Consider the following 11,679-nt stretch of genomic DNA (forward strand, 5'->3'; position numbering starts at 1 on the left):
GGGTGCCGACGGAGGGAAGAGCATGAGCGCAGGCCTGTCGATCGACCGCATCGCCGCATGGGTGGCGGACCAGAGGTGGTACGCGAGCAAGGGGCGGCGCCCCGAGCTGGAGGTCCGCGGCGCCTGGTCGCTGCACCCCGGCGAGGCGGAGGTGGTGGACCACCTCTTCATCGACCGGGCAGGCACGAGCCCGGTGCTGTACCAGGTGCCGGTGACCGTCCACGCGGCTCCGGTGCCCGGGCTCGAGGACGCCCTCGTCTACTCCGACGACGTGCACTTCGTGTACGACGCTCCACGGGACCCGGTGTTCGCCCGCGCCCTGCTCGGCATGATCGCCGACGGCGGCCGCTCCGACGAGGACGGCGCCCAGGGCGGCGCCCGCGCCGAGGGCCACCGGCAGCCGGGTGCCGCGATCGGGGCGTTCGCGTCCTCGAAGGTGCTCAGTGGCGAGCAGTCGAACACCTCGGTGATCGTCCGCACCACCGCCGACGACGGATCCGACGCGACCCCGGTGATCGTCAAGGTCTTCCGCGCCCTCCACCACGGCGACAACCCGGACGTGACGGTGCAGTCGGCGCTCAACGCCGCCGGGAGCGCCCTCGTCCCGCCCGTGCTCGGCAACGTGACCGGCGAGTGGGACGACGAGGGCGAGGAGACGGGCCGCGCCTTCGGGCACCTCGCCTTCGCGCAGGAGTTCCTCCCCGGGGTCCAGGACGCGTGGCGCGTCGCCCTCGAGGCGGTCGCCGCCGACTCCGACTTCACCGGACCCGCCCGCGAGCTGGGCCGCGCCACCGCCGAGGTGCACGCGACGCTGGCGGAGGTCATGCCGACCGAGGACACCACGTCCGAGGTCGTCGAGCGGATGGTCGCGACCATGCGCCGTCGCCTGCGCATCGCCTCGGCCGAGGTCCCCGTGATCGCGGAGGACTCGGAGGCGATCGAGGCCGTGTTCCGCGCCGCCGAGACCGCGCCGTGGCCGAGGCTCCAGCGCATCCACGGCGACTACCACCTCGGGCAGGTCCTGTCCGTGCCCGACCGCGGCTGGGTGCTCCTCGACTTCGAGGGCGAGCCGCTGCGGCCCATGCACGAGCGCCGCCTTCCCGACGTGGCCCTGCGCGACGTGGCGGGGATGCTGCGGTCCTTCGACTACGCGGCGGGCGCGCACGAGCAGGCCGAGCCGGGCGCCTCGAGGGCGGCCTGGGCGGCGGCGAGCCGGGCCGCGTTCCTCGAGGGCTACACCGAGCGGGCGGGCGACGCGGTCACCGCGCACCGGGCGGTGCTCGACGCGTTCGAACTCGACAAGGCCGTCTACGAGGCGATCTACGAGGCGCGCAACCGGCCGGAGTGGCTGTCGATCCCGGTCGCCGCGGTGCAGCGCCTCGCCGGGCGCTCGTAGGGTGGCAGGCATGAGCGACGACACCGACGACAAGAAGCCCCTGGACCCGCTGAGCGACTTCAGCATCCCGGGCGACACCGATCTGCACACGACCGGCGACGCCTCGGGCGCGGACGGCGACGAGGTCGCGGAGTCCGGAGCGGACGAGGACTGAGCCGCCTGCTCCGCGGGGCCTGCCTCGGCCGTCGGCTCCGCTGAGCCGGCGGCCGTCCTAGCCCAGCGGGGCGAGCGGCTCGACCGCCGGCCCCTCCAGCACCGTGCCGTCGGCTGCGAAGCGGGAGCCGTGCAGCGGGCAGTCCCAGCTGCGCTCCGAGTCGTTCCAGGTGACGATCCCGCCCAGGTGCGGGCACACCGCCGACACCGCGCAGCGCCGCCCCTCCACGGTGGAGACCGCGACGGGCTGCAGGCCGTCGCGGGCGAGCGAGCCCTGGCCCTCCGCCGGCACCACCCCGGCCGAGCGGGGCGCGCGGAGCGCTGCCGACCACCCGCGGGCGTACCAGGCGCCCACCGCCAGCCCGGCGCCGAGCCCCTCCGCCATCACCCGCGGCAGCGTGGGCCGGCGGTGCAGCGTCCTCGCCCAGGCCGGCGTCCCGCCCTCGAGGTCGGCGACGAGCGTCAGCGCGGCCTGCACCGCGTTGGTCATCCCCCACTTGTCGTAGCCGGTCGCCAGGAAGATCCGTCCGCGGCCCCGCGGCAGCCAGCCCACGAACGGCACACGGTGGAACGGCTCGTAGTCCTGGGCGCTCCACTGCGCGACCGGCTCCGCCCCCGGGAAGGACCGCCGCGTCCAGGCGACCAGGTCGTCCACCGCCTCCGAGGTGACGGGCCTGCGCCCCACGGCGTGGCCGTTGCCGCCGATCAGGAGGAGCCGCTCGCCGTCGCGCTCGGCGTCGCGCACCGAGCGGGACGGCTCGTCGACCGAGAGGTACATGCCGTCGGGGATCGGCGCGTCGGTGCGGAACGCGACCGCGTACGAGCGCAGCGCGGCGATCTTGGCGAAGTACAGGCCGCGGTCGAGGATCGGCGCCCCCGTGAGCAGGTAGGCCCGGTCCCCGGTCACCGGGCCCGCGCTGGTGCGGACCCGGACGGGAGCGGTCGCTCGCATCCCGAGGGACCGGACGCCCTGCACCAGCGTGCCCCCGGCGGCGCGGAAGTCGGCGGCGAGCGCCGTGAGGACGTCCATCGGGTCGAACTGGGCCTGGTCGTCGAGGGCGACGGCCGCCGTGCTGGGGAACGGCACGTCGAGCTCGCCGACGAGGCGGGTCGCGAGGCCGAAGCGGCGCGCGGTCGCGTGCTCCTTCAGGACGGCGTCCACGCCCTCGGGCGTCTGCGCGTAGCTGTAGGCGGTGCGCCTCTGCACCGGCACGCCCGCGCCCTCGCAGTAGTCGAGCAGCCAGCGGAAGCCCGCGAGGTTCGCCGCGACGTAGGCCTCGGTCACCGCGGGGATGTTGCGCTCCGCGATCCGGGAGAGGTGCGCTCCCTGCAGGAGGCTGAGCTTCGCCGTCGTGTTCCCGGTCGTGACCGCGCCGACCTCCCGCGCCTCCAGCACCAGCACGCGCCGGCCGGTCCGCTGCAGGAGGAGCGCGGTGACCAGCCCGGTGAGTCCGGCGCCGACCACGACGTCATCGAAGTGCGCGCCCGGGACGAACTCGTCGGAGGGGATCGGAGCCGCGCCCGCCCGCCAGAGGGAGCGGGGCCGCGGGGCCGTCGTGGTCGTGTCCTCCGGAGTCATCGGGAGTCCCTCCGTTCAGGGGCCGGACGGCCCGCGAGCGACGCTACGCGGAGCCTCCGGGACCGTCACGGTGTTGACACGTCGCGGGACGCGGGCTCAGAGCCAGCCCCACCGCTTGAAGAGCCGGTGCAGCACCACGCTCGAGGCGAGCATCGCCGCGAGCGCCGCCGGGTACCCCCACGCCACGTGCAGCTCGGGCATCACGTCGAAGTTCATGCCGTAGATGCTCGAGATCATGGTCGGCGCGAAGAAGATGGCCGCCCACGCGGAGATCCGCTTGACCTCGTCGTTCTGCTGGTTGCCCACCTCCGCGAGCTTCTTCATGTCCTCGTTCTGCCGCTGGGCGACGAGGGTCGCGTTCACCGCCAGGATCTCCCGCAGCGTGGTGCGGAAGCCGTCGACCCGCTCGGTGACGAGCGCGACGTGGTCGGCGACGTCGCGGATGTAGCGGCGCAGCTCCACATCCGACTGGAACACCTCGAAGTCGGTGACGAGCCGCCCGAGCATGCCGGTCAGCGGAGCGACCGCACGCTGGAAGTCCAGCACCTCCTGGCTGAGCTCGTAGATGCGGCGGGACACCGCCGGGTCGCCCTCGAAGACCTGCGCCTCGATCTCGTCGATGTCGTTCTCGAGACCGGCGACGACGGGCGAGTACTGATCCACGACGGCGTCGAGGATCGCGTACAGCACGGCGACCGGGCCGACGCGCAGCAGCTCCGGATCGGCCTCCATCCGCCGCCGCACCAGCGAGAGGTCGGGCTTCTCGGAGTGGCGGACCGTGACGACGAAGTTCGACCCCACGAACAGGTGGAGCTCGCCGAAGTCGACCTCCTCGCGCTGGTCGGAGTAGCTGGCGGCGCGCAGCACCACGAACATGTCGCTGCCGTACCGCTCGAGCTTGGGCCTCTGGTGCGCGCTGATCGCGTCCTCGAGGGCGAGCGGGTGCATCGAGAACTCGTCCTCGAGCGCGGCGAGCTCGGCCGCGTTCGGCCGGTACAGCCCGATCCACGCCATCGCGTCGGGCAGCTTCTGCAGGGCGGCGAGCGCCTCCGGGATGCTGCCGGGAGAGACGACCCGGCGGCCGTCCTGGTAGATCGCGTTGTCGACCGTGCTGGTGCGGGCCGGCTCGTCGTCCGGGCGCAGACGCTGGATGGGAGCGGTGTCCTCGGCGGCGGCGCGGGTGCGCGAGCCCAGACCCAGGATCGTCGCGGGGACGCGGGGCAGCTTCACGACCATCTCCTCTGCTCGACCGACGCCCTATTGTGCACCTCCCGGTGAACGGGAGGTGTCCGCTGCGCCGCCGGTGTCGGAGGGCCTCACTAGCCTGGAGTCGCTCCCCCGGACGACGCAGAGGAAGGACGACCGTGAAGCTGCTGCACACCTCGGACTGGCACATCGGCCGCACCTTCCACGGGCACTCCACGACGGCGGCGCTCGCGACCGTGCTCGAGGCCCTGGTCGAGACGGTGCGGGCCGAGCGCGTGGACGCGGTGCTGATCGCCGGCGACGTCTTCGACTCCGCCGTGCCCGCCGCGGAGCACTACACCCTCCTCACCCGCACCCTCGAGGCGATCCGCGCGGCCGGCGCCGAGGTCGTCCTCACCAGCGGCAACCACGACTCCCCCGCCCGGCTCGGCTTCCAGGCGGGGCTCCTTCGCGGAGCGGGCGTCCACGTCCTCACCGACCCCGAGGCGTACGCCGAGCCGGTCCTGCTGCGCGACGCGTCCGGCCTCGAGGTCGGCGTCCACGGCATCCCCTTCCTCGAGCCCGCCCTCTACCGCCACCGGCACCCGGAGGAGCAGCTGCGCCGCCACGAGGACGTGCTCGCCTTCGCGATGGCGCGGGTGCGCGCCGCCGCCGAGGCGGCGGGCCGTCCCTGGGTCGTGCTCGCGCACTGCTTCGCGGTCGGAGCCCCGGCCGCGGTCCTCGAGCGCGACATCACGGCGGGCGGGCTCGACTACGTCTCGGTCGAGCACTTCGCCGCGGCCGACTACGCGGCGCTCGGGCACATCCACGGACGCGCCGAGCTGCTGCCGGGAGTGCGCTACTCCGGAGCGCCGCTGCACTACTCGTTCGGCGAGGCGTCGAAGCCGCGCGGCGCCTGGCTGGTGACGATCGGGCCCGAGGGGCTCGAGGGCGTCGAGTGGTCGCCGCTCCCCGTGCCGAGGAGGCTCAGCGTGATCGAGGGCGAGCTCCAGCAGCTGCTGCGCGATCCCTCCCTGGCCGAGGTGGAGGGCGACTGGGTCTCGGCGGTGCTCACCGATCCCGTGCGCCCGCTCGACGCGATGGCGCGCCTGCAGTCGCGCTTCCCCGGCTGCGCCACGCTCGAGCACCGGCCCCCGCACGCCGCGGCCGAGCCGCGCGCGTACGCCGAGCGGATCCGCGGGCGGAGCGACGTGGAGGTCGTCGACGACTTCCTCGCCCACGTCCGCGGCGGTCACGGCGCCACGGAGACCGAGCGCGCCCTCACCCTCGACGCGCTCGCGGCCGTCGAGGCCGAGGCTCTGCGGTGAGGATCCGCCGACTCGCCTTCGCCGGACTCGGACCGTTCCGCGCCGAGCAGTGCGTCGACTTCGACCGGCTCGAGGACGTGGGCGTGTACCTCATCGCCGGGCGCACCGGAGCGGGCAAGTCGACGATCCTCGACGCGATCGCGTTCGCGCTCTACGGCTCGGTCCCCCGCTTCGACGGCACCGCCTCGCGCCTCCGGAGCGACCACAGCGGCCCCGAGGACGAGACCTTCGCCGAGCTCGACTTCGAGGCGGCGGGGCGCGTCTACCGCGTCCGGCGCTCGCCCGAGTACGAGCGGCCGAAACGGCGCGGCACCGGCACCACGACCCAGCCGGCGAAGGTCGAGCTGCTGGAGCAGATCGACGGCACCTGGGTCGGGCTCTCGTCGAGCGCGAAGGAGGTGGGCGCCGACATCGGCCGGATCGTCGGCCTGACGAAGGACCAGTTCCTCCAGGTGATCCTGCTGGCGCAGAACCGCTTCCACGAGTTCCTGCTCGCGAAGAACGACGACCGGCAGCGGCTCCTGCGCACGCTCTTCGCGACCGAGCGCTTCGATCTGCTCCGCCGCCGCCTGCTCGAGCAGCGCGACGCGAGCGCCGTCGGGCTCGAGGAGGAGCGCGCGACCGTGACGGCGCTCGCGGACGAGGCCGTCCGGCTCCTCGATGACGGAGCCGAGCCGCCTCTGCCGGACGCCGCCTGGTTCGCCGGGCTGCCGGCGCGGCTCGCCGCTCCGCTCGAGGCGGCCCGGGCCGGCTCCGCCGCGGCCGACGCGGCGCACGAGGCCGCGGGGGCCGCTCTCGACGAGGCCCGGCGCACCGCCCGGGGCCAGGAGCGGCGCCGGCGCGCCCTCATCGAGGCGGAGGAGCTCGTGGTCGCCGAGGCGCACGTCGAGCAGCAGCGGGCCGCGATCGAGCGCGCGCGCCGGGCCGACGGCGTGCTGCCGCTGCTCCGCTCCGCCCGGGCAGCCGCCGAGAAGGAGCGGGCCGCCCGGCAGCAGCGCGACCTCGCCGCCGACGCCTACGGGGACGCGTCCGGGGGCCCGGCCGCCGAGACGGCCGAACGGCTCGCCGCTGTCCTCGGCGCCCTCGCCGAGGCGCTGGCAGAGGAGCGCCGGCTCCCCGACGCGGAGCGCGTCGCCGAGCGGTCCGCGCGCGCCGAGCAGGCGGCGGCGACCGCGCTCGCCGGGATCGAGGCGGAGCTGCGCGAGCTGCCCGCTCGCGTCGACGCGCTCGCCGGCGAGGAGGAGTCCCTGGCCGGGGAGGCCGCCGCCGTCCCCGCGCGCGTCGACGAGCTCGCCGCGCTCGAGCGGAGGATCGCCGCGGCCCTCGAGCGCGATCTCACTGCGGCGGGCCTGCAGCGGCTCCGCACGGCCTACGCCGACGCGGCGCGCGTCCACGGCGAGCGCGCCGCGGAGCAGGCCGCCCTGATCGCGCGCCGGTTCGCCGGGTTCGCCGGGGAGCTCGCCGAGCGGCTGGAGCCGGGCGAGCCCTGCCCCGTCTGCGGCTCGTGCGAGCACCCCCGCCCGGCCGAGCACGACGGCCCGACGACGGTCGGCACCGACGACCTCGACCGGGCCCGCGTCGCGGTGGAGCGCGCCGCCGCCGCCCTCGACGGCGCCCGCGAGCGCGAGGGAGCCGCGGCTCGGGCTCTCGCGGCGCTCGAGGAGCGTGTGGGCGAGGACGCGGATCCGGAGTCGCTCCGCCCGGCGCACGAGGAGCGGCTCGCCTCGGCGCGCCGCGCCGCCGCCCGCATGGAGGAGCTGCGGCGCGAGCGCACCCGGCTGCGCACCCGGATCGACGCTCTCACGACCGGACGGGACGCCGCTCGCGAGGAGCACCGCGCCCGCGCCGACGAGTCCGCCCTCGCCGCTGAAGCGCTGCGGCTGCTGCGGGAGCGCGTCGAGGCCTTCCGCGACGGCGCGACGAGCGTCGCCTCGCGGGTCGAGCAGCTGAGTGCCCAGCGCCGCCGTGCCGTCGCCCTGGTCGAGGCCGAGGAGGCGGCCGTCTCGCGGTCCGAGGCCGCCGCCGCCGCCCGGGAGGAGCTCGCCGAGGTCCTCGCCGAGCGCGGCTTCACGACCGCCGAGGAGGCCGAGTCGGCCGCGCTGGCCAGCGGGGACCGGGCACGGGCCGAGGCCGTCGTCGCCGAGCACGAGCGACGGCGGAGCGCGACGGAGGCGGTGCTCGCCGACCCGGAGCTCCGCGGACTGCCGGGCACGGCCGTCGACCTCGCCGCCGCCGAGGAGCGCTCGCGCGAGGCCTCCGCCCGTCGCGACGAGGCGCGAGCCGGCCTCTCCGTGCTCGAGCACCGCTCGGAGCGCCTGGCCGAGCTCGCCGCGACGGCCGCGGGCCGCCTCGCCGTGCTGGGTGAGCGTCTCCACCGCCACGAGGAGCTGCGCGCGCTGGCCGAGACCGTCTCCGGCCGGGGGCAGAACACGCGCCGGATGGACCTCGAGGCCTTCGCCCTCGCCGGACGCCTGGAGGAGATCGTGACCGCGGCGAACCTCCGCCTCGACGCGATGACCAGCGGCCGCTACGCCCTCGCCCACGACGACTCGCTCGCCTACCGCGGTGCCGCCTCCGGCCTCGGGATCGACGTGCTCGACGCCTTCACCGGCGTCCGCCGGCAGCCCGCCTCGCTCTCCGGCGGCGAGACGTTCCTCGCCTCGCTCGCCCTCGCCCTCGGCCTCGCCGACGTGGTGACGGCGCAGTCCGGCGGCATTTCGCTCGAGACCATGTTCATCGACGAGGGCTTCGGCTCGCTCGACGCCGAGACGCTCGAGACGGCGCTCAGCACGCTCGACGAGCTGCGGTCGGGCGGTCGGACGATCGGCCTGATCAGCCACGTCGACGCGATGCGCGAGCGGCTGCCGATCGGCCTCCGCGTCGCGGTGGGGCCGCGCGGCGACTCGACGATCCTCACCGGCTGAGCGGCCGCTCCCGGGCGAAGGGGCGACGACGGCCCGCTCCCTCCTCTCGCACTGCAGCAGCGAGCGCGCCCGCGCCCGCTGCTAGGGTCGTGCGCAGTGACACGGGGTGCCCGCCAGGGCTGAGAGAAGACCCGTTGAACCTGATCTAGTTCGTACTAGCGAAGGGATGTCGCGAATGAGCATTCGCACGCCTGTCCACCCGACCCTCCCCGCCGACACGGCGCCCGACCCGGCGTCCGTGGGTCGCGATCTCGCCGAGCTCCGCGCCGCCGGGCCCCTGGTGCAGTGCATCACGAACGCGGTCGTCACCGGCTTCACCGCCAACAGCCTTCTGGCCCTCGGCGCCAGCCCGGCGATGTGCGACCTGCCCGGCGAGGCGGGCGTCTTCGCGGGCCTCGCCTCCGCGGTGCTCGTCAACCTCGGCACGCCCGGAGCGGAGCAGCGCGAGGGTGCTCGCGAGGCGGTCGCCGCGGCCGGACGCGCCGGCACCCCGTGGGTGCTCGATCCGGTCGCCGTGGGCCCGCTGCCCGTCCGCACCGCTCTGGCGGTGGAGCTGCTCGAGGCGCGGCCCGCGATCATCCGCGGCAACGCCTCCGAGATCCTCGCCCTCGCGGGAGCCGGTGCGGGCGGCCGCGGCGTGGACGCCGTCGACACCGCCGAGCAGGCGCTCGACTCCGCCCGCGTCCTCGCCCGCCGCACCGGAGGCGTGGTCGCCGTCTCGGGAGCGGTCGACCTCGTCACCGACGGCGAGCGGATCGTCCGGGTCACGGGGGGCCACCCGCTGCTGACCCGCGTGACCGGCGGCGGCTGCGCGCTCGGCGCCGTGATGGCGGCGTTCCTCGGCGCGGGCGCCCGCCCGCTCGACGCGGCCGTCAGCGCCTCCGCGGTCTGGGGCCTCGCCGCCGAGCGGGCCGCCGCTGCGAGCAGCGGTCCCGGGTCCTTCGCCGTCGGCCTCCTCGACGCCCTCGCTGCCCTCCAGCCGGCCGACGCCGAGGCCGGGGCGCGGATCGCATGAGCCTCGACCTCTCGCTCTACCTCGTCACGGACACCGCCCAGTGCGGCCCGCGCGGCGTGCCCGCCGTGGCCGCTGCCGCCGTCCGAGGCGGAGTCACGACCGTGCAGATCCGCGATCACGACGCCTCCGCCGCCGAGCTCGTCGCCCTGACCCGGGCCGTCGCCGCCGTCCTCGACGAGCGCACGACCCTGCTGGTCGACGACCGCGTCGACGTCGCCCTCGCCGCCCGCCTCGCGGGCGCCCGCGTCCACGGCGTCCACCTCGGGCAGTCCGACCTCCCCGTCACCGCCGCCCGCTCGCTGCTCGGTCCCGACGCGGTGATCGGGCTCACCGCGAACACCCCCGAGCACCTCGCCGCCGTCCGCGCCCTGCCCGCGGGGACGGTCGACTACCTCGGCGTCGGCGTCATCCGGCCCACCGCGACCAAGCCCGACCACCCCGCTCCCCTCGGTGTCGACGGGTTCGCCGCCCTCGCCGCGGCCACGGCGCTGCCCTGCGTCGCCATCGGCGGAGTCGGAGCCGCGGACGCGGGGCCACTCCGCCTCGCCGGTGCGGCCGGCCTCGCGGTCGTGTCGGCGCTCTGCACGGCCGCCGACCCCGCGGCGGCCGCCCGCCTGATCCGAGCGGAGTGGGACCGATGACCGCCGGCGCTCGCGTCCCCCGTGTCCTCAGCATCGCCGGCACCGATCCGACCGGCGGTGCCGGCGTCCAGGCCGACCTCAAGTCGATCGGCGCGCTCGGCGGCTACGGCATGGCGGTCGTCACCGCGCTCGTCGCGCAGAACACGCACGGGGTCCGCTCCGTGCACCTGCCGCCCGCCGCGTTCCTCCGCGAGCAGCTCGACGCGGTGAGCGACGACGTCACGATCGACGCGGTGAAGATCGGGATGCTCGCCACGGCCGAGTACGCCGGAGTCGTCGCCGAGTGGCTCGACGAGGTCCGCCCGCCCGTCGTGGTCGTGGATCCGGTGATGGTCGCGACCAGCGGTCACCGGCTGCTCGCTCCCGAAGCCGAGTACGCCGTGCGCGACCTGCTCCGCCGCGCCGACCTGGTGACGCCGAACCTCCCCGAGCTGGGCGTGCTGGCCGGAGAGCCGACCGCCTCCGACTGGCCGGCCGCGCTCGCGCAGGGAGCGGCACTCGCCCGCGCCCTCGACGCCGCCGTGCTGGTGAAGGGCGGCCACCTCGACGGCCCCGCCACCCCGGACGCGATCGTCACCCCCGACGGCCTCGTGCGCGAGGTCCCCGGCGAGCGCGTCGCCACCTCGAACACGCACGGCACCGGGTGCTCGCTCTCGTCCGCGATGGCGACGCTCCTGGCCGGGCGCGATGCCTCCTCCGACGCCCTGGTCGAGGCGCTGACGGAGGCCAAGGAGTGGCTGACCGGCGCCCTGCGCGCCGCCGACGCCCTGGAGGTCGGCACCGGCAACGGCCCGATCGACCACTTCCACCGGCAACGTCCTCCGGCGTTCTGCGCGGACGTCTGGGAGCGGACCCGGACCCTCCGCGACGAGATCGACGCGCTCCCGTTCGTGCGGGCCCTCGGCGACGGCTCCCTCGGGCGGGAGGACTTCGAGTGGTACCTCGAGCAGGACGCTCTCTACCTCACCGAGTACGCCCGCGTCCTGGCCGTGGCGGCGCAGCGCGCGCCGACCACCGCCGAGCAGGTCTTCTGGGCCGAGGGCTCGGCGTCCGCCCTCGCGGCGGAGGCGCAGCTGCACCGCGACCGGCTCGGGACCAGGGACGCGACGCCCGCGCCCGTGACCCGCGGCTACACCGACCACCTGCTCGCGGTCGCCGCGCGCGGCGGCTACGGCGAGATCGTCGCCGCCCTGCTCCCCTGCTTCTGGCTCTACGCCGACGTCGGGTCGCGCCTCGCCGCCTCCGGGCATCCCGAGCACCCCTACGCGGACTGGCTGCTCACGTACGGCGACCCGGTCTTCGCGACGGCCACCGAGCGGGCGATCGAGTTCACGGAGCAGGCCGCCCGCGACGCCTCACCGAGGGAGCGCGCCGCGATGAGGGACGCGTTCCTGCGGTCGAGTTCGTTCGAGAGGGACTTCTTCGCCGCACCGCTCGCCCGGACCGGCTGAGCTCTCA

At 75.7% G+C, this 11,679-nt stretch carries 9 protein-coding genes and 1 riboswitch; of the genes, 7 read left to right on the plus strand and 2 right to left on the minus strand.

Going from position 1 to position 11,679, the window contains the following annotated elements:
- Positions 1 to 22 precede the first annotated feature (22 nt).
- Both C5B93_RS00295 and C5B93_RS17065 read left to right on the plus strand, forming a co-directional pair.
- Entirely contained in the window at positions 23 to 1,396 is a 1,374-nt protein-coding gene (locus C5B93_RS00295; protein ID WP_104266987.1) for a phosphotransferase, read from the plus strand.
- Between the two features lie 10 nt (positions 1,397 to 1,406).
- A complete protein-coding gene (locus C5B93_RS17065; protein WP_181068284.1) occupies positions 1,407 to 1,550 on the plus strand; it encodes a hypothetical protein in 144 nt (47 codons plus the stop codon).
- Between the two features lie 57 nt (positions 1,551 to 1,607).
- Here the strand turns inward: C5B93_RS17065 and C5B93_RS00300 are convergent, their stop codons facing one another.
- Positions 1,608 to 3,128: an FAD-dependent oxidoreductase gene (locus C5B93_RS00300; protein ID WP_104291501.1), complete on the minus strand. Its 1,521-nt coding sequence runs from the start codon at positions 3,126 to 3,128 to the stop codon at positions 1,608 to 1,610.
- Between the two features lie 96 nt (positions 3,129 to 3,224).
- Complete coding sequence (locus C5B93_RS00305) at positions 3,225 to 4,364, minus strand: magnesium and cobalt transport protein CorA (RefSeq protein WP_104223070.1); 1,140 nt, start codon at positions 4,362 to 4,364, stop codon at positions 3,225 to 3,227.
- A 128-nt stretch (positions 4,365 to 4,492) separates the two neighbouring features.
- Here C5B93_RS00305 and C5B93_RS00310 point away from each other — a divergent pair, with 128 nt between their 5' ends.
- From C5B93_RS00310 to thiD, 5 genes are all read left to right on the plus strand, one after another.
- Positions 4,493 to 5,641: an exonuclease SbcCD subunit D gene (locus tag C5B93_RS00310; protein WP_104260936.1), complete on the plus strand. Its 1,149-nt coding sequence runs from the start codon at positions 4,493 to 4,495 to the stop codon at positions 5,639 to 5,641.
- Positions 5,638 to 8,565: an AAA family ATPase gene (locus C5B93_RS00315; RefSeq protein ID WP_104291502.1), complete on the plus strand. Its 2,928-nt coding sequence runs from the start codon at positions 5,638 to 5,640 to the stop codon at positions 8,563 to 8,565. Before C5B93_RS00310 ends, C5B93_RS00315 begins: the two co-directional genes overlap by 4 nt.
- A gap of 92 nt (positions 8,566 to 8,657) precedes the next feature.
- A riboswitch (TPP riboswitch) is annotated at positions 8,658 to 8,749 on the plus strand.
- Entirely contained in the window at positions 8,741 to 9,580 is an 840-nt protein-coding gene (gene thiM / locus C5B93_RS00320; protein ID WP_104246561.1) for a hydroxyethylthiazole kinase, read from the plus strand. (Overlaps the previous riboswitch by 9 nt.)
- Positions 9,577 to 10,221, plus strand: coding sequence for a thiamine phosphate synthase (thiE, locus tag C5B93_RS00325; protein WP_104291503.1), 645 nt, complete (start codon positions 9,577 to 9,579; stop codon positions 10,219 to 10,221). Before thiM ends, thiE begins: the two co-directional genes overlap by 4 nt.
- Positions 10,218 to 11,672, plus strand: coding sequence for a bifunctional hydroxymethylpyrimidine kinase/phosphomethylpyrimidine kinase (gene thiD / locus C5B93_RS00330; RefSeq protein WP_104291504.1), 1,455 nt, complete (start codon positions 10,218 to 10,220; stop codon positions 11,670 to 11,672). Before thiE ends, thiD begins: the two co-directional genes overlap by 4 nt.
- Positions 11,673 to 11,679: the final 7 nt, after the last annotated feature.

This window comes from Rathayibacter sp. AY1A2, from assembly GCF_002930935.1.
Classification (GTDB): Bacteria; Actinomycetota; Actinomycetes; order Actinomycetales; family Microbacteriaceae; genus Rathayibacter.

Coding starts and splice junctions, on each gene's coding strand:
- thiE (WP_104291503.1), top strand. CDS start 9,577: ATGAGCCTCGACCTCTCGCTCTACCTCGTCACGGACACCGCCCAGTGC.
- C5B93_RS00305 (WP_104223070.1), bottom strand. CDS start 4,364: ATGGTCGTGAAGCTGCCCCGCGTCCCCGCGACGATCCTGGGTCTGGGC.
- C5B93_RS17065 (WP_181068284.1), top strand. CDS start 1,407: ATGAGCGACGACACCGACGACAAGAAGCCCCTGGACCCGCTGAGCGAC.
- C5B93_RS00295 (WP_104266987.1), top strand. CDS start 23: ATGAGCGCAGGCCTGTCGATCGACCGCATCGCCGCATGGGTGGCGGAC.
- C5B93_RS00300 (WP_104291501.1), bottom strand. CDS start 3,128: ATGACTCCGGAGGACACGACCACGACGGCCCCGCGGCCCCGCTCCCTC.
- thiM (WP_104246561.1), top strand. CDS start 8,741: ATGAGCATTCGCACGCCTGTCCACCCGACCCTCCCCGCCGACACGGCG.
- thiD (WP_104291504.1), top strand. CDS start 10,218: ATGACCGCCGGCGCTCGCGTCCCCCGTGTCCTCAGCATCGCCGGCACC.